Source organism: Caulobacter sp. FV1ye13L (genome assembly GCF_058681155.1).
The window spans coordinates 656,285-674,357 of the sequence record NZ_CM178732.1 but is presented as its reverse complement, the minus strand read 5'-3'; the positions used below and the strand labels follow the sequence as shown (position 1 = coordinate 674,357).

At 65.0% G+C, this 18,073-nt stretch carries 17 protein-coding genes; 14 read left to right on the top strand and 3 right to left on the bottom strand.

All coding sequences use genetic code 11. The features are described from left to right. Positions 1 to 14 precede the first annotated feature (14 nt). The gene (locus ACW176_RS02965) at positions 15 to 1,616 is read left to right on the top strand and encodes a methyl-accepting chemotaxis protein (RefSeq protein WP_492110835.1); all 1,602 of its coding nucleotides are present in this window, start codon (positions 15 to 17) and stop codon (positions 1,614 to 1,616) included. Positions 1,617 to 1,918: 302 nt separating this feature from the next. On the opposite strand, the gene ACW176_RS02960 is transcribed toward ACW176_RS02965, so the two are convergent. After that, entirely contained in the window at positions 1,919 to 2,230 is a 312-nt protein-coding gene (locus ACW176_RS02960) for an energy transducer TonB (protein WP_492110834.1), read from the bottom strand. Between the two features lie 337 nt (positions 2,231 to 2,567). Between ACW176_RS02960 and ACW176_RS02955 the strand changes: the two genes are divergently transcribed. The 13 genes from ACW176_RS02955 (at position 2,568) to ACW176_RS02895 (ending at position 15,795) form a co-directional block, all read left to right on the top strand. Beyond that, positions 2,568 to 4,532, top strand: coding sequence for a methyl-accepting chemotaxis protein (locus ACW176_RS02955; RefSeq protein WP_492110833.1), 1,965 nt, complete (start codon positions 2,568 to 2,570; stop codon positions 4,530 to 4,532). After that, complete coding sequence (locus tag ACW176_RS02950; protein ID WP_492111867.1) at positions 4,529 to 4,816, top strand: STAS domain-containing protein; 288 nt, start codon at positions 4,529 to 4,531, stop codon at positions 4,814 to 4,816. Before ACW176_RS02955 ends, ACW176_RS02950 begins: the two co-directional genes overlap by 4 nt. Further along, entirely contained in the window at positions 4,813 to 5,178 is a 366-nt protein-coding gene (locus ACW176_RS02945) for a response regulator (RefSeq protein ID WP_419318856.1), read from the top strand. Before ACW176_RS02950 ends, ACW176_RS02945 begins: the two co-directional genes overlap by 4 nt. Before the next feature lie 44 nt (positions 5,179 to 5,222). Further along, a complete protein-coding gene (locus ACW176_RS02940; protein WP_492110832.1) occupies positions 5,223 to 7,481 on the top strand; it encodes a chemotaxis protein CheA in 2,259 nt (752 codons plus the stop codon). Positions 7,482 to 7,484: 3 nt separating this feature from the next. Beyond that, the gene (locus ACW176_RS02935) at positions 7,485 to 7,952 is read left to right on the top strand and encodes a chemotaxis protein CheW (protein ID WP_419318854.1); all 468 of its coding nucleotides are present in this window, start codon (positions 7,485 to 7,487) and stop codon (positions 7,950 to 7,952) included. Further along, on the top strand, positions 7,952 to 8,830 hold the full coding sequence (locus ACW176_RS02930) for a CheR family methyltransferase (protein ID WP_492110831.1): 879 nt from the start codon (positions 7,952 to 7,954) through the stop codon (positions 8,828 to 8,830). Before ACW176_RS02935 ends, ACW176_RS02930 begins: the two co-directional genes overlap by 1 nt. Beyond that, complete coding sequence (locus ACW176_RS02925; protein WP_419318852.1) at positions 8,830 to 9,858, top strand: protein-glutamate methylesterase/protein-glutamine glutaminase; 1,029 nt, start codon at positions 8,830 to 8,832, stop codon at positions 9,856 to 9,858. The genes ACW176_RS02930 and ACW176_RS02925 overlap by 1 nt, the downstream gene beginning before the upstream one ends. A gap of 4 nt (positions 9,859 to 9,862) precedes the next feature. After that, positions 9,863 to 10,252, top strand: coding sequence for a response regulator (locus ACW176_RS02920; protein WP_419252927.1), 390 nt, complete (start codon positions 9,863 to 9,865; stop codon positions 10,250 to 10,252). Next, complete coding sequence (locus ACW176_RS02915) at positions 10,249 to 10,812, top strand: chemotaxis protein CheD (protein ID WP_419318851.1); 564 nt, start codon at positions 10,249 to 10,251, stop codon at positions 10,810 to 10,812. Before ACW176_RS02920 ends, ACW176_RS02915 begins: the two co-directional genes overlap by 4 nt. A 5-nt stretch (positions 10,813 to 10,817) precedes the next feature. Continuing rightward, positions 10,818 to 11,204: a DUF8776 family protein gene (locus ACW176_RS02910; protein WP_419318850.1), complete on the top strand. Its 387-nt coding sequence runs from the start codon at positions 10,818 to 10,820 to the stop codon at positions 11,202 to 11,204. A gap of 9 nt (positions 11,205 to 11,213) precedes the next feature. Further along, a complete protein-coding gene (locus ACW176_RS02905) occupies positions 11,214 to 11,813 on the top strand; it encodes a response regulator (RefSeq protein ID WP_492110830.1) in 600 nt (199 codons plus the stop codon). Then, positions 11,810 to 12,268 (top strand): chemotaxis protein CheE, encoded by a 459-nt coding sequence (locus ACW176_RS02900; RefSeq protein WP_492110829.1) that lies wholly within the window; start codon positions 11,810 to 11,812, stop codon positions 12,266 to 12,268. Before ACW176_RS02905 ends, ACW176_RS02900 begins: the two co-directional genes overlap by 4 nt. A 524-nt stretch (positions 12,269 to 12,792) precedes the next feature. Beyond that, complete coding sequence (locus ACW176_RS02895; protein WP_492110828.1) at positions 12,793 to 15,795, top strand: TonB-dependent receptor; 3,003 nt, start codon at positions 12,793 to 12,795, stop codon at positions 15,793 to 15,795. 57 nt (positions 15,796 to 15,852) lie between these two features. Here the strand turns inward: ACW176_RS02895 and nagA are convergent, their stop codons facing one another. Continuing rightward, a complete protein-coding gene (gene nagA / locus ACW176_RS02890) occupies positions 15,853 to 16,992 on the bottom strand; it encodes an N-acetylglucosamine-6-phosphate deacetylase (protein ID WP_492110827.1) in 1,140 nt (379 codons plus the stop codon). Further along, positions 16,992 to 18,071, bottom strand: a complete 1,080-nt coding sequence (locus ACW176_RS02885; protein WP_492110826.1) for an SIS domain-containing protein — start codon at positions 18,069 to 18,071, stop codon at positions 16,992 to 16,994. The genes nagA and ACW176_RS02885 overlap by 1 nt, the downstream gene beginning before the upstream one ends. Positions 18,072 to 18,073 lie beyond the last annotated feature (2 nt).

Genomic DNA, 18,073 nt, shown 5'->3' with positions numbered 1-18,073 from the left:
ACGGACCAAAGCCGATGAGCCAGGATCATGACCTAAACGACCGCGTGGCGTTTATGGGGCTGGATGACCGTGCGCGACAGGCGCTGCGGGATCTGCGGCCGCTCATTCGCAAGGAAATCAGCCCCGCGCTTTCGGTCTTCTATGGCAAGGTCAAGACAACACCAGAGACCAGCAAGTTCTTCAAGGACGAGCGGCACATGGACGCCGCCAGCAGTCGCCAGGCGGCGCACTGGGACGTCATCGCCCAGGCCGAGTTCAGCGACACCTATGTCAATGCGGTCCGGACCATCGGTCAGGTTCACGCGCGCATTGGCCTGGAGCCACGCTGGTATATCGGCGGCTACGCCCTGGTCATGGACCGGCTGTTGCGCGCCACAGTCGACTCGCTCTGGCCCAAGGGCTTCATGGCCAAGGGCGACCCCGCCCAGGCTGGCGAGGCCGTCAGCGCCCTGATGAAGGCGGTCATGCTCGACATGGACTTCGCCATCTCGATCTATCTCGAGACCATCGAAGCCGATCGCCAGCGACTTGAGGCCTCGCGCATCGAGAATGAGCAATGCCAGACCAGGCTCGTCGAAAGCCTGGCCACGGCGCTGGCCCATCTGGCTCGGGGCGATCTGGTCAGCCGGCTTGAGGACGAGGTGAAGCCCGAGTTCCAGAAGCTGAAGGACGATTTCAACAGCGCCGTTCGCACGCTCGAGGAGGCCATGGGTCGCATTTCGGGTGTGACCGGCAATATCCGCGCCGGCTCGGATGAAATCGGCATCGCGGCTGACGACCTGTCGCGCCGCACCGAGCAGCAGGCCGCCAGTCTGGAAGAGACCGCCGCCGCCCTCGACCAGATCACCTCGACCGTCCGGCGCTCCGCAGCGGGCGCCAAGCAGGCGTCCGAGGTTGTGGCGGGCGCCAAGACCGAGGCTGAACGCTCAGGCATCGTGGTCGACCAGGCCGTGGCCGCCATGGGCGAGATCGAAAGCTCGTCGCGCGAAATCGGCAACATTATCGGCGTGATCGACGAGATTGCCTTCCAGACCAACCTTCTGGCCCTGAACGCCGGGGTCGAAGCGGCGCGCGCCGGTGAAGCGGGTCGCGGCTTTGCGGTCGTCGCCCAGGAAGTGCGGGCTCTCGCCCAACGCTCCGCCGACGCCGCCAAGGAGATCAAGACCCTGATCTCCTCCTCGACCCAGCAGGTCAGTCAGGGCGTGAACCTGGTGGGACAAACCGGCGACGCCCTGCGCGGCATCGTCGCCAAGGTTGCCGAGATCGACACCTTGATCGTCCAGATCTCCGCTTCGGCCCAGGAGCAGGCCACGGGCCTGCATGAGGTCAATACCGCCGTCAATCAGATGGACCAGGTGACGCAACAAAACGCCGCCATGGTCGAGCAGACGACGGCGGCGACACACTCGCTCAAGGATCAAACGGCCGAACTGGTCAATCTGATTTCGGCTTTCCGCGTCACCGATACGCGGCCCGCCGCATCCGCGGCTCCCGCCGCGTCCGCGCGTCCGGCCGCCAGACCGCCATCGCAGGCCAGTCGGCCAGGGGGCGGCGCGCGTCTGGTTTCCCGCGGCTCAGCTGCGACGGCTGTCCGCGAGACGTGGGAAGAGTTCTGAGAAACGGCTGTCGCTAGAGCATTTTCCGATCCGACTGGATCGGCGAAATGCTCTAGCCTTTTGTTTTAAAGCATTTTCTGGCGACGAGCCGGCGTCCACTTCGTCGGAAAATGCTCTAGCCGCCTGAAACCCAGTGCGGGATAGATCGACAAAAGCGGACGCCCGTCAGGGCGTCCGCTTTTTCCTGTCGGCTGTCGCACACGGCAAAACGCCCCCGCCAACCAGACGCGAAGCGATCCATTGGAACGCTTCGGTCTGGTCGGCGGAGGCGTTTTGAGCCCCGTAAGTCAGGAGCTGGAAGTTTACGCGCCGCCCGGGAAGCGGAACGGAACCTTCACGGTGCCGGTCTTGGCGCCCATCGGCAGCTTTTCAGCGATGCACATGGCGGCCTTGTCGAAGCCCTTGCCGGCCGCGCTGTTGTCAACGACCTTGCATTCCGAGAGCTTGCCAGCGTCAGCGGTGCATTCCAGCATCACCTGAGCGGCATCCCGGGTATTGGCGAACTGTTGCAGGCAACGGCTCATTTGGTCTTCAAATCCGCCAGCCGCCGAGGCGGCTTGAGCGATGAACAAGCTGCCAGCGATTCCCGCGGCAAAAGCGATCGGATATTTCATCCCGCTGCTCCTAGTAATGAATACCGTCCTGTGGACGACGCGCCAACCGGACGCATGCCGTTTGTCGCAGCTGCGAGTTAAAATATTCTGAGTCGACCCGGAATATTCAAAATTTACTTCGCGGTAACCTTACTTCGAATTTCACCTGTCAAGCCGCCTTTGGGCGCTGTCTTTATAGATTCACCTGCGACCAATTGTCCCTCAAGGCAGCGCCGCCCCCCCCGACTTCCAGTTTCTCTTAACCAAGGTCAGAGTCTGTTAGGAATCTATAGTGATGATCCCCCTGGCTTGCTGGTGATCCGTGGGCACGGAACCGCCGCATGAAGGGGACCTGGAAATGAAGCGCTTTAGGCTTGTCGACCTACCACTGATTATCAAGATCGGCTTCGCGCCGGCTTTCGCACTGTTGATGCTGGCCCTGACGGCCGGCGGCGCTGTCGTCGTGCAGCGCAGCCAGACCGAAGCTTTGCGGCAGGTTGTCGAGCAGGACATGCGCATCAACAGCGATATTCAGTCGCTGTCGCGTCGGATCACCGACGCTCACGGCACGCTCTATCAAATCCTGGCGTCGAAGGCCGATCCGATGGCCCCGTCGGCCGGGCCGCGCATCATTGAGTTGCTCGCCGAATTTGACACCCTGGGCAAGGACATGAAGGCGCTTTCGAGCCGCCTGCCTGCCTCGGAGCGTCCGAAGATCGAGGCCCTCGTCAAGGCCCTGGCCGAATGCCGCAGCGCCGTCGACACGGTCAGCGGCATGATCGACGTCGATACGGGCATGGCCATGAGCTTCGCCGGCAGCTTCGAAGACCAGTACGTCAAGATGGCGGCCCAGCTGCAGAAGGTGGTCGATGACGCCGGCGCCCGCGCCACCAAGACGGCCGACGAGCACAAGGCCGAAGCAACTGCGGCCATGAGCGCCACCATCATCCTGTCGCTGATCACCCTTGGCGCGGTGGGCGCGATCGCCTTCCTGACGGTCATGAATGTCCGCAAGTCGATCGCCGACATCGCCGGCGCGACCGAGCGCCTGTCAAAGGGCGACAACAGCATTGATCTTGAGAAGATGACTCGCCTGGACGAGCTGGGCGCGATCGTCCGCTCCTTGAAGATTTTCCGCGATAATCAGCTGCACCTTGAACAAATGCGGTCCGAGCAGGAAAAAACTGCGGCCCTGACCGCCGACGAGCGTCGCTCGAAGGAAGAGGCCGCCGCCGCCGCCGCTCGCGACAGCGCCCTGGTGGTGACCAGCCTGGCCGAAGGCCTTGAAAAGCTGGCCTCGGGCGATCTGACCTTCCGCGTCAATGCAAGCTTCCCCGGGGAATACGCCAAGCTGAAGGACGACTTCAACGGCGCCATGGCCTCGCTGCAGGAGACCATGAAGGTCATCGCCGCCTCGACAGACGGTCTGAGCACCGGCGCCGACGAGATCGCCCATGCTTCTGACGACCTGTCGCGTCGCACCGAACAACAGGCCGCCTCGCTGGAAGAAACCGCCGCCGCCCTGGACGAACTGACCGCCACGGTGCGCCGCACGGCGGCCGGCGCTCGTCAGGCCTCGGACGTTGTTTCGACCACCCGTGGCGAAGCGACGCATTCCGGCCAGGTCGTGCATCAAGCAGTGTCGGCCATGGGCGAGATCGAAAGCTCTTCCAAGCAGATCAGCCAGATCATCGGCGTGATCGACGAGATCGCGTTCCAGACCAACCTTTTGGCCCTGAACGCCGGGGTCGAGGCTGCCCGCGCGGGTGAAGCGGGTCGCGGCTTCGCCGTCGTGGCTCAGGAAGTGCGGGCCCTGGCCCAGCGCTCGGCCGAGGCCGCCAAGGAGATCAAGACCCTGATCTCGTCCTCGACCCAGCAGGTCAGCCAGGGCGTGAACCTGGTCGGTCAAACGGGCGAGGCGCTGCAACGCATCGTCGTGAAGGTTGGCGAGATCGACGCCCTGGTGACCGAGATCGCGGCCTCCGCCGCCGAACAGGCCACCGGACTGAATGAAGTGAACACGGCCGTGAACCAGATGGATCAGGTCACTCAGCAGAACGCCGCCATGGTCGAGGAATCGACCGCCGCGACGCACTCGCTGAAGGGCGAAACCGCCGAGCTGGTCCGACTGATGGCCCGTTTCCGGGTCGGTGGCGGCCAGGCCGCCTACGGTCGCCCGGCGGCCGCCGATTCGGCTCAACACGCACCGGCCCGCAACCCGGTCGCCGAGCAAAGGGCCCGTCTGGGCGCCTTCGCCCGGCCCGCTCGTGGCGGCGCAGCTACCGCGGCCGCTCCGGCGTCCGCCGGATGGGAGGAATTCTGATGGCCGCACTCGCGCTGCCTGAAACACTCGATCTCAAGGCCGCCGGCCCGCTGAAGTCCGCCTTCCTGGCGCACCGTGGCGAGGCGCTTGAAATCGAGGCCGGTCAGGTCCGTCGCCTCGGCGGCCTGTGTCTCCAGATTCTGCTCGCGGCCCGCAAGGCCTGGGCCGCTGACGGCAAACCCTTTTCGATTACGGGGCCTTCGGAGGCCTTTGTAGAAACCACCCGTCTTTTCGGCGCCGATGGGGCGCTCCTTTCGGCGGACATCCATGGAGTCCAATCGTGACGCGCACGATTCTAACGGTCGACGATTCCCGCACGATGAGGGACATGCTGCGCATGGCCTTGGTCGGCGCGGGCTTTAATGTGGTCGAGGCCGTTGACGGCGAACATGGGCTGGAAGTGCTTTCCGCCCATCGTCCGGACGTCATCATCACCGACATCAACATGCCCAAGCTGGATGGCTTTGGTTTCATCGAGGCGGTTCGCGTCGATGATGACTATCGCGCCATCCCGATCCTGGTGCTGACCACGGAAAGCGATCCCACCAAGAAGCAGCGGGCTCGCGAAGCCGGCGCGACGGGCTGGATCGTCAAGCCGTTCAATCCTGAAAAGCTGGTTGAAGCCATTCGCCGCGTCGCGGCCTGATCCTTCACCGACTTCGACGTCTAGAACTCTAAGGAATTGCGGGAATGGACGAGCTAGAGGCCATCAAGGTCACCTTCTTTCAGGAATGCGAGGAACTGCTCGCCGACCTCGAAGGCGGGCTCCTGGCCATGCAGGAGGGTGTCGGCGACAGCGAGACTGTCAACGCCGTCTTCCGGGCCGTGCATTCGATCAAGGGCGGCGCGGGCGCCTTCGGCCTCGAGCCGTTGGTCCGTTTCGCCCACGTGTTCGAGACCTTGCTGGACGCTGTTCGGTCCAATGAGGTTCCCAACACCGTCGATCTGGCCGCCGTCATGCTGCGCGCCTCCGACGTTCTGGCTGACCATGTGAGCGCCGCGCGGGGCATGGGCGATGTCGACATGGCGGCCTCGGCCGCCATGGCCGCTGAGCTGAAGGCCTGGACCGATCCCTCGGCCGCCCCGGTCGCACCGGCTCCTGTGGCTGAGGCCGCCGAAGCCGCGTCCGAGCCCGCGCCTGTCGCGGCGTCGGATGATCTGGACGACGACGATCTCGGCTTCGACTTCCAGCCGATGACGATCTCGGTCGACGCGCAGGCGGCCGACGCCGAACTGATCCCCATCAATGTCTGGACGGTGTCGATCCGTCCCAAGTCGGACCTCTATCGCAAGGCCAATGAAACGGCCCTGCTGCTGCGCGAGTTGAGCCGCCTTGGCCCGATCGTCGCGACCATGGACGACAGCGCCCTGCCGACCCTGGAGTTCCTCGACGCCGAGGCTGCCTATGTCACCTGGAGCGTGCGCGTCGAGACCGATGACGGCGAAGACGCCATCCGCGAGGTCTTCGAATTCGTCGACGGCGACTGCGATCTTGAAATCGTTCGCGGCGAGGCGCCGGTCGAGGCTGCCCTGGCCAACCTGCTGAGCGCCATCGAGTCGCCGGCCGCTGAGCCGGTCGCTGCCGAGATCGCCCCGTCGGTCGCCCCCGAGGTCGCCGAAATCGCGCCCGCCGTCGTGGAAGCGCCGCCGCCGGCCGCGCCAGCCCCGGTCGCTGCGCGCGCTCCGACGCCGGCCGCCGCCCCGACCAAGGCCACGCAGGTCGACGTCCCCGGTCCGGGCCAGTCGGTCATCCGTGTCGATCCCGAGCGCATCGACAGCCTGATCGATCTGGTCGGCGAGCTGGTCATCAATCAGGCGATGCTGGCCCAGCGCGTTGGCGAGTACGGCATCGCGCCGTCCTCCAGCCTGGCCATGGGTCTGGATGAGCTGGAGCAGCTCACCCGCCAGATCCAGGACAGCGTGATGGCGATCCGCGCCCAGCCGGTGAAGTCGGTGTTCCAGCGCATGCCGCGCCTGGTTCGCGAAGTCGCCAACATGACCGGCAAGCAGGCCCGTCTGGTCATGGACGGTGAAAACACCGAGGTCGACAAGACGGTCATCGAACGGCTGGCCGACCCGATCACCCACATGCTGCGCAATGCCATCGACCACGGGCTGGAAAGCCCCGAGGAGCGCAAGGCGGCCGGCAAGAATCCCGAAGGCGTCGTGCGCCTGGCGGCCCTGCACCGCAGCGGCCGGATCGTCATCGAGGTCCAGGACGACGGCAAGGGCATCAATCGCGAACGGGTCTTCTCGATCGCCGTCAAGAAGGGCCTGATTGCGCCCGACCTGCAGCTGACCGACGAGGAGATCGACAATCTGATCTTCCTGCCGGGCTTCTCCACCGCCGACAAGATCTCGGACGTGTCGGGCCGCGGCGTCGGCATGGACGTGGTGCGCCGGAGCGTCCAGGCCCTGGGCGGCCGCATCTCGATCGCCTCGCGTCCCGGTCTGGGCTCGACCTTCACGCTCAGCCTGCCGCTGACCCTGGCCGTGCTCGACGGCATGGTGGTCGACGTGGCCGGCGAGACCCTGGTCGTGCCGCTGGCCGCCATCGTCGAAAGCCTGCGTCCCAAGGCCGAGGAAGTTCGCCCCCTGGGTCCCGTCGGCTCGGTGCTGGCGGTCCGCGACAGCTTCGTGCCGCTGATCGATGTCGGCCTGACCCTGGGCTATCGCACCACCTCGCCGTCGCCGACCGAAGGCGTGGTGTTGCTGGTCGAGGGCGAGGACGGCTCGCGCGCCGCTCTGGTCGCCGACGCCATCCACGGCCAGCGCCAGGTCGTCATCAAGTCGCTGGAGCAGAACTACCAGCAGGTCGAGGGCGTCGCCGCCGCGACGATCCTGGGCGACGGCCGCGTGGCCCTCATCCTGGACGTCGATGCGGTGATCAATCTTCGCCGCCGGGAAACGCCCCGCCCCGTCGAACCCACTTTAATTGCAGCGGAGTAAGTCATGATCGACCCAACTGCCGTCGCGAGTACTGAGCGCCGTGAACTGATCTCCTTCAGGGTCGGCGATCAGGAGTATTGCGTGAACATCATGGCCGTGCGCGAGATCCGGGGCTGGAGCCCCGCCACCGCTCTGCCCCAGACGCCCGGCTACATGCGCGGCGTGATCAATCTGCGGGGCGCGGTCCTGCCGATCATGGACCTGGCGGCGCGCCTCGGCATGCCGATGGTCGAGCCGACGGTTCGCAGCGTGTTCATCGTCGTCCAGGCAGGCGACCGCACGGTTGGCCTGCTGGTCGATGCGGTGTCGGACATCCTGTCGATCAATGACGACATGGTTCAAGCTACCCCGGATGTGGCCTGCGAGACTGTTCGCAGCTTCGTCCGCGGCATCATTTCGATCGAAGAGCGCATGATCAGCGAGATCTCGCTCGACCGTATCCTCCCAGAACGAGAGGCCCTGGCCGCCTGATGACCTCAGCCTCAATGACAGAACGTCGCGAAGCCATTGTCGATGGCGAGTTCGCGTTCACAAACCAAGACTTCAAGAAGATTGCGGCGCTGCTCTACGGGCAGGCTGGGATCAGCCTGCCCGAGACCAAGGCGACCCTGGTCTATTCGCGTCTGGCCAAGCGGCTGCGCTCGCTGGGCATGAAGACCTTCACCGAATACTGCGCCTTCGTGGCGCTGGAGAGCAGTGTCGACGAGCAGCAGGAAATGCTGCGGGCCCTGACGACCAACGTCACCCGCTTCTTCCGGGAGCCGCACCATTTCGACGACCTGCGCGCCAACATTCTGGAGCCGATGGTCGACAAGGTCCGCGCCGGCGGCCGTCTGCGCCTCTGGTCGGCGGCCAGCTCGTCGGGCCAGGAGCCCTATTCAATGGCCTTCACGGTCCTGTCGGTTTGGCCCAACGCCGCCGACCTGGATATCCGGATCCTGGGCACGGACATCGACACCAACGTGCTCGCGACCGGTCGCGCCGCCGTCTATGACGAGAGTCTGCTGGAAGGCATTCCGGCTCACGCCCGCAACCAGTATTTCGAGCGCGACACGAGCGATCGCCGCGCCTTCCGCGTCTGTGAAGCCGCGCGCAGCCTGGTGGCCTTCCGCGAGCTGAACCTCAACGGCCCCAGCTGGCCGATGAAGGGTCCGTTTGACGCCATTTTCTGCCGCAACGTCGTGATCTATTTCGACGAGCCGACCCAGGAGCGCGTCTGGAACCGCTTCGCGCCCTTGGTCGCGCCCGGCGGCAAGCTGTATGTCGGCCACTCAGAACGGGTAGGGACCTCGATCACCGCCTTTGAAAGCGCGGGCCTGACAGCTTATCGCAAGGTGGGAGGTCGCTGATGGCCAAGATTCGCGTTCTCGTCGTTGACGACTCCGCCACAATGCGGAGCCTGATCACCGCTGCCCTCAATCGCGATCCGGATATCGAGGTCTGCGGCGCCGCCGGCGACCCGTTCGAAGCCCGGGGCATGATCAAGGCCCTCAATCCCGACGTCGTCACCCTCGACATCGAGATGCCGAACATGAACGGCATCGAGTTCCTCGAGAAGATCATGCGCCTGCGGCCGATGCCGGTGGTCATGGTCTCGACCCTGACCCAGGCCGGCGCCGAGATGACGCTGCGAGCCCTGGAACTGGGCGCCATCGACTGCGTGGCCAAGCCCGCCGACGCCCTGGGCACCCAGGACGCGCTCAACGAGATCGTGGTCAAGGTGAAGATCGCGGCCCGCGCCTCGGTGCGGACCAAGGCCGACACCGCCCCGGCCGCGGCTCGGACCAAGAGCTACATGCCCTCGGGCGACATCGTGGCCATCGGCTCTTCGACCGGCGGCGTCGAGGCGCTGCTGGCGATCCTGACGATGTTCCCGGACACCTGCCCGCCGACGGTCATCACTCAACACATGCCGGCGACCTTTACCGCCAGCTTCGCCGCGCGCCTCGACCGCGCCAGCGGGGCCAAGGTGCAGGAAGCCACGGACGGCGCTCTGCTGGAGCCCGGCAAGGTCTATGTCGCCCCGGGCGGGGCGACGCACCTGGAGGTTGTTCGTTCGGCCGGGCTGCGCTGCCGCCTGGTCGCGGGCGACCCGGTGAGCGGTCACCGTCCGTCGGTGGACGTTCTCTTCAACTCGGTGGCCAATGCGGTCGGCGACAAAGCGGTCGGGGCGATCCTGACCGGCATGGGGCGTGACGGAGCGCAGGGCCTTTTGGCCATGCGTAAAGCCCGTGCCAAGACCCTCGGACAGGACGAGCAGAGCTGTGTCGTTTACGGCATGCCCCGCGCGGCCTTTGAAATCGGCGCCGTGGAGAAGCAGGTTTCCCTGTCCTCCATGGGTCAATCTATCCTCGATCTGGCCTCCGCGAGGCGATGAACCCATGCCCCAAGCAAGCACCATTTCCGTTCTCGTCGTCGATGATCAGCTGACCATGCGGGCCTTGATCCGCAATGCGTTGCAGCAGATCGGGTTCAAGGACATCCGTGAGGCGCCGGATGGCGAGGAGGCTCTGAAAAACCTCCTTTCCAAGCCGGCAAATCTGGTGATCTCCGACTTCAATATGCCCAAGATGGACGGGCTGGCCCTCCTGCGCGCCGTGCGCTCGCACCCGCCGATCCGGCAGACAGCTTTCGTTATGCTGACCGGCCGGGCCGACCGCGAGCTTGTGCAGCGGGCCGTGCAGTTCGGCGTCAACAACTACTGCGTCAAGCCATTCACCGTTCAGGGCCTCAAGGAGAAGATCGAACAGGTCTTCGGTCAGCTCACATGACATTTGGACAACCCGACGATCTGGAACGCTCGGTCAAGGTTCACGTCACGCAGGGCGAGAGCCATGTGTCGTCCGACCCCAACGTGGTGATGACCACGGTGCTCGGTTCGTGCATCGCCGCCTGTATCCGCGATCCGCAGGCCGGCATTGGCGGCATGAACCACTTCCTGCTGCCTGACTCAGGCGACGGTCGCAAGGATGGCGACGCCGTCCGCTATGGCGCCTACGCCATGGAGATGCTGATCAACGGCCTGCTGAAGCGGGGCGCGCGTCGCGAGCGGATGGAGGCCAAGATCTTCGGCGGCGGCAAGCTGTTCGAGGGCCTGTCTGACGTCGGCGCCAGCAACGCCAGCTTTGCCGAGCGCTTCCTGCGTGACGAAGGCATTCCAATCGTCTCTTCAAGCACCGGCGGCGTTTCGGCCCGTCGTGTGGAATTCTGGCCCGCCTCCGGCCGTGTCCGTCAGCGCCTGGTGGCGGTCGACAACGCGCCGCAGGATGTCCGGCGTCCTACGCCTGCACCCATGCCGGTCGATTCCGGCGGCGATCTGGAGCTTTTCTGACCCGCATGACCGCCACCCAGCTCTCGACATCGCCAATCGCCACGCCGGAGGCCCTGACTCCGGTGGGCGAGCTCTCGCGCCGTCTCGCGGCCGAGTTGATGTCGGCTGCTGCGGTGTGTCGGGATTGCGAGCATATTGCCGGCGACCTGGCCAAGGGCGGGGCGGCGCTGGAAAGCATCTCCCGGCTCCAGGCGCTGGACGAGCTGAGCCAGCGCCTGCACGGCCTGTCAGACGTGTTGCAGCGCATCGGCGAGCACGCGTCCGGCGAGTGGAGCATGTCGATCGAACCCCTTCTCGAAGGCCTTGGCCTGGCGGATCTGGTGGTGCGCCTGCGCGCTGTCGGCGAGCCGACAGCCTGGGACGTCGAGGCGGGTGAACTCGACTTCTTCTAGGCTTCGTCCATGGACGCCCTAAAGTCTTCGACCCGTATCAATCTGGAGCGCGCCACGGTCTTGGTGCTCGATGACAACGGGACTTCGCTCGATATCCTGTCGCAGGTGGTTTCCGGATTCGGGGTCAAGCAACTGCACCGCGCCGAGACGGTCAAGGATGCCCAGGCGCTGGTCGGGACAAAGACTTTTGACCTGATCATCAGCGACGTTCAGATCCCGGACGTAGACGGGATCGAGTTCATCAACTGGCTGCGCCGCGACGCGCCGGAGACCAATCGGTACGTTCCGGTGATTCTGGTCACCGGGCACACCCGCACCACGGACATCTTTCGCACTCGGGACGCGGGAGCCAATTTCACGGTCGCCAAACCGATCACCCCCAAGGTGCTCCTTGAGCGCATCTTCTGGGTGGCGCGAGAAGAGCGGGCGTTTATCGAGTGCGACAGCTATGTCGGGCCTGATCGGCGCTTCAAGTACGAAGGCCCGCCGATCGGTATGGAAGGTCGGCGTCGGGATGACCTGCCTGCCGAGGTTGGCAATGCACAAGAGGCCAACATGTCTCAGGATGAGATCAATAGTCTGATGAAGGTCGCGAAGGTGCAGATATGAGCGTCGTTCGCAAATTCCGCCCGCCCAATCGGCTGGCCAAGATGATCAAGGATAGCGGTGGCCTGATGGCCAGGGACGCGATCATCGCCGCAGAAGCCGGTGTTGAAAGCCTGCGCGAGGTTTCGCTAGTCGTCCTGGACGAAACCCTGGCCGAAATCGAGCGCCGCTTTGGCCCCGCAGCGGTGGACCGCAACGCCGAGAGCTTTGAGGACCTCTATGCTCTGAGCATGAGGATCATCGACGTCAGCACCTTCGTCTCCGATGCTGGCGTGGATCAGGCGGCAGTTTCCCTGGCCGCGACCACCGACAGCTGCGCTGAGGCCGGCGCCTGGCGCTGGAACGCCATCGACGTTCACCTACACGCCCTGCGGCTGCTGCGTACCGTGGGAAACCAGCTGCCGGCGGCCGATCGTCAGTCCATGATCGAGGGTCTCCACAAGGTCAGCCATCGCTAGATGGAAGAATTATAGAGCAAAGATCGCCATGACAGGGTTGGTCGGCAGCTCCATGTTCCTGAGTTGGAATGCCAAACCGGCGGCAAACTGGCAATCAATTCGCTCGGTCGCGCCCTAAAGTCGTCTTCGAACTGATGGTTTCATCAGCGCAGGCGAAAATGGCCCAACGAATAAAGAATAGCACTTTCGGTCCGAGAGCCGCCGTACACGTATCGGCACGTGATTCAGGTCGCGCGCCGGGTCGTGCTACCCCTGTCTCGCTCCTCTGTGCGTCGCCGCGATGTGTTGGAAAAGCCACGCGAGCGACTTCTCCTGTCATCAGACACAATCTCGCCTTGTCGTCATAACGACGGTTTGTTAGCTCTTTGCTACCGGTGTCAAAGCCGCAGGCGGGTCTCCGTCCGCATCTGACACCGGTGTCAAAAACACAGACGGCCTAGAACTGGCCGCGCAGGAAGGAAGCGCGATCAGTTCAAAGCCGGGCGGCGCAACAGCGCCGTTTCCGTCGAACGGGAGGAGGATACATGTCTAAGATTTCCGCGGGGCGCCTCGACGTCCTGAAGCTTGGTGTCTCCATGGGCGCCTTGGCGCTGGCCATCACGATGGCTGGAGCCGCATCTGCCCAGACCGCGCCGGCTCAGGCCGACGATAGCGCGGTCGAGGAAGTCGTCGTCACCGGCTTCCGCGCCAGTCTCGCCAATGCGCTCGACACGAAGCGCCGCGAGAACGACATGATCGACGTCATCAAGGCGACCGACATCGCCGACTTCCCCGATCTGAACCTGGCGGAATCGCTGCAGCGAATTCCAGGCGTATCGATCGACCGCGACGGCGGCGAAGGCCGCACGATCACCGTGCGGGGTCTGAACGCCGACTTCACCGTCGTGCGCCTGAACGGCCTGGAAGCCCTGGCCACCACGGGCGGCAAGGACGGCTCCGGCGGCGCCAACCGCAGCCGTCAGTTCGACTTCAGCATCTTCGCCTCGGAACTCTTCAACAGCGTCACCGTGCGCAAGTCGACCTCGGCGTCGAACGAAGAAGGCTCGCTGGGCGCGATCATCGACCTGCAGGCGGCTCGTCCGTTCGACTTCAACAAGTTCACCATGAGCGCCGGAGCCAAGTACGGCTGGAACGACCTGTCGCGCAAAAGCGACCCGCGCTACACGTTCCTGATCGCCAACACCTGGAACGACGGCAAGTTCGGCGCCCTGTTGTCAGTGGCCTACGCCAAGCGCCAGACGCTGGAAGAAGGCTCCTCGACCGGTCGTTGGGAAAACCCCAGCGTTCGCTTCAACTCTTCGACCGCCTTCCCCTGCACGGGCGCGGCCTATAACCCCGTCAGCGGCCCGCCCCTGACCTGCAGCCAGATCGGCACTGTCGTCGGCGGCACCTCGCCAACCGTCGTCGCCGCCGCTGGCACCGCCAACAACCTTTGGCACCCGCGGATTCCGCGCTACGGCCGGCTTGAGTACAATCAAAAGCGTCTGGGCGTGACCGGTTCGCTGCAATGGCGTCCGACCGACAACTCGACCCTGACCCTGGACACCCTGTTCGCGGACTTCACCAACGACCGCGACGAGACCTATCTGGAAATCATCTCGTTCAGCCGCAGCGGCCAGGGCCTGCCCCAGACCGACGTCGTCAACTTCACGGCCGACGCCAAGGGTCACCTGATCAAGGGCACGTTCGACGACGTCGACGCCCGCGTCGAGTATCGCCATGACGACCTGAACACCGAGTTCTTCCAGAACGTCCTGACCTACGACACCAAGATCGGTGAGAAGGGCAAGTTCGTCGCCACCTACGGCCAGGCGCGTTCGATCCAGAACAACCCGGTCCAGACGACCTTCTCGTTCGACCGCTACAACAGCGACGGCTACAGCTACGACTACTCGGCCGATCCGCGTCGTCCGTCGTTCAACTACGGCTTCGACGCGACCAACCCGGCCAACTACCAGTACAGCAACAGCTCGGCGCTGGGTGATCCGTCACTGCTGCGCCTGCGCCCCAGCAAGGCGGTCAACACGTTCAAGACCCTCCGCTTCGACTTTGACTATCAGGTCATGGACTGGCTGAAGGTTCGCACCGGCGCGGCCTTCAAGGAATACGGCTTCAATTCCTCGGAAAAGCGCGTCTTCTCGCGCGTCATTCCGGGCGGCACGGGCTTCGTGGCCGAAGCGGCGTTCCCGCTGCCGGCCGGCGTGACCGTCGCCGACGTCTCGCGTCTGATCACCGGCTTTGGCCGTGGTCTCGACATGCCGGCCGGTACGCCCACCTCGTGGATCGCGCCCGACCTCGACAAGCTGAAGGCCGCCATCGGCTATGACTGCAACTGCATCAACGCCAACGGCGACTTCCGCCTGAGCTCGATCAACCAGCTCGGTGCGCTGCGGGAAATCGCCGAGAACGACACCTCCTACTATCTGCAAGGCGACTTCGATCGCGACTTCGGCTCGATCCCGGTTCGCGGCAATGTCGGCGTTCGCTGGGTGAAGACCGAGCAGGACGCCCTGGGTCACTTCAACACCGGCAGCACCACGGTCTCGACCGTCACGCCGGTCGGCACGCTGTCGCAAACGGTCCCGACCGATGGCATCCAGACCACGTCACGCAGCTACACCAACACGCTGCCGTCGATGAATGTCTCGGTCCAGCCGCTGGAGAACTTCTTCGTTCGCTTCGCGGCCGCCAAGGTCATGACGCGTCCGCAACTGCAGAACCTGACGCCGGGCTTCACGGCCAACAGCCAGTCGGCCCAGACCCTGACGCGCGGCAACCCGGACCTGAACCCGATGTTGTCCAACAACATCGACCTGGGCTTCGAGTGGTATCCTGACCGGGAAACCCTGTTCTCGATCGGTCTGTTCCAGAAGGACATCAAGTCCTTCATCCAGACCACGGCGGTCGCGATGCCGTTTTCGGAAACGGGTCTGCCCACCAGCCTGCTGACCAACGGCAACACGCCGGACACGCTGTTCACGGTGACCTCGCAGCAGAACACCAAGGGCGGCAAGCTGAAGGGCTACGAGATCAGCCTGCAGCGTCCGTTCACCTTCCTGCCGGCGCCGTTTGACGGCTTTGGCGGCATCGTGAACTACACGCACGTCAAGAGCGACATCGAGTACGTGATCGCCAACCCGACCTTCGGCGGCACCCCCCGGGTGCAGCTGACGCCGGCGACGCTGATCACCCAGCCGCTCCTGAACCTGTCGCCGGAAGCCTATAACGGCACGCTGTACTACGAGAAGGCGGGCTTCAAGGCGCGCATCTCGGCTTCGTATCGTGACCCGTACCTGATCCAGGTCGCCCCTTCGGCGACCAACAACAACGACGTCCGGATCAAGCAAAAGACCCTGAACGTCGACAGCCAGGTCAGCTACGAGTTCAAGAACTTCACCATCACACTGGAAGGCATCAACCTGACCGACCAGTTCGACAGCAAGGTGGACGACTCGACCCGTCAGATCTCGGAAGAGTATGTGCACTTCGGTCGCCAGTATTATCTGGGCGTGAAGTACAAGTTCTAGACCTCAGCCTAGGCTGGAGAACGGGGGGCGTCGGCGAAAGCCGGCGCCCCTTTTTCGTCAGAGGCTGGCGACGCCGCCGATCCAGGTCGCGCGAACCTGCAGATCATCGTCCAGCAGCACCAGATCGGCGGCCTGGCCCAAGGCGATGCGGCCGCGCTCGTCCTGCAGACCCAGGAAGGCCGCCGGCGAGCCCGAGGCGATCGAGACAGCGTCCTGGAGCGACAGCCCCAGCATCGACATCGCGTTGCGCACCGCACTGATCATGTCGAGATCCGAGCCGGCCAGGGTGCCGTGGGCGTCGACGCAAACGCCGTCGACGACGTGGATCTGACGGCCCTGCAGGTCGAAGCTCTTGTCGATCATCCCGACCGTAGGCATGGCGTCGGTCACCAGCATGAACCGGTCCAGCGGCCGGGTGCGCAGGGCGATGCGCAGCACCGCGGGGTCGACGTGACGACCATCGACAATCAGGCCGCACCAGGCGGTCTGGCTTTCCAGCGCAGCGCCGACCGCGCCAGGCTCGCGGCTGGTCAGCGGCGACATGGCGTTGAACAGGTGGGTGAAGCCGCTCAGACCAGCCGCCAGCGCCTTGCGCATCGTGCCATAGGCGGCGTTGGTGTGACCGGCGGCAACAACAACACCCGCGTTCGTCAGTTGACGGATCATGTCCGGTGTCGTGGTCTCGGGGGCCAGGGTGACCAGGGTCTTGCCGACCCTCAGCGAACCCAGCAAGGCCAGGGCCGCGTCGTCGATGACCCGGAACTTGCCGGCGTCGTGGATGCCCTTGCGCTTCACATTGAGGAACGGGCCTTCGATGTGGATGCCCAGCACCCCAGGCACGCCGGCTTCGATGGCGGCTTCGGTGGCGCGCATGGCCCGATCGACGACGGCCAGGTCGTCGCTGATCAGGGTGGGCAGGAAGCCGGTGGTGCCGAACGGGCGGTGGGCCGCGCCGATGGCGGCGATGGTTTGCACCGTGGGGGCGTCGTTGAACAGCAGGCCGCCCCCGCCATTGACCTGGGTGTCAATGAAGCCGGGAACCAGCAGGCCGCCGTTCAGGTCATGCCGCGTGGCGTCGGCCGGCGCGTCGCCGGCGTCGAGGATCGCGGCGATCCTGCCGTTCTCGACCACCAGGCTCATGCCGTCGACGACGCCGGCTTGCGTCAGGATGCGGCCATTTGCGAAGACTGACGGCATCAGACGGTTTCTGTCACCTTGTTGAGATGGGGCGGGCTGTCGGGGTTATAGCCGCGCGCGACGGACAGTGCGTTGGCCATGCGATAGAAACTCTGGATCATCAGGATCGGCTCGATCACGGGATGGGCGGCGAGGGCGGGCAGCACGCCGGCTCCCACTTCGCCCGCGCCGACCAGCAGGACGTCGGCGTCGCGGGCCGCCAGGCTGGCCGCCATCTCGTCGACGCTGCTGCGGCTCTCGTCGTTCTGGGCGAAGACCAGGACGGGGAAGCCGGTCTTCACCAGCGCCATCGGGCCATGCAGGACCTCGGCGGCGCTGAAGGCTTCGGCGTGCAGGCCGCAGGTTTCCTTGAACTTCAGGGCCGCCTCCTGGGCGACGCCGAACCCCACGCCGCGTCCCAGCACATAGAGATTGCGGGCCAGCTTCAGGCGTTCGACGGCGGGCGTCCAGTCCAGGGCCCAGGCCTCGGCCAGGCCGGCGGGCAGGGCGGCAAGGCCCTTGGCCAGATCTGCGTCCTCGGTCCAGGCCGCCACCAGCTGGGTGATGGCCGAGAGGGCGGCGATATAGGACTTGGTCGCCGCCACGCTCAGCTCGGGGCCGGCGTGCAGCGGCAGGACCTCGTCGACCAGCTCCGCCAGCGGCGAGGCGGTGTCATTGACCAGGGCGATGGTGAAGGCGCCCGCCGCCTTTGCGGCCCGCACCGAGGCCAGCAGGTCGGGGCTCTTGCCCGACTGTGAAATGGCCAGATAGAGCACCCCCTCCATGTTCTGGGTGGCGGCGTAGACCGAGCTGACCGACAGGCCGGCCGATGAGGTCAGGACGCCGGTGCGGGTCTCGATCAGATATTTGGCGAAGGTGGCGGCGTGGTCCGAGCTGCCCCGGGCGCAGGTGACCACGGCGCGGGGCGGATTGGCGCGCAGACGCCGGGCGACAGCCTCGACCCGGGCGGCGTTGGCGGTCAGCTGGGCAGCGACGACCTGGGCGGCCTGACCCGCTTCCAGGAACATGCGGGTCGATTCCGGCGCCAGCAGCGCCGATGTCGCGGGGGCCTGCGGTCGGGTCAAGGTCGTGGCCTCCAAGA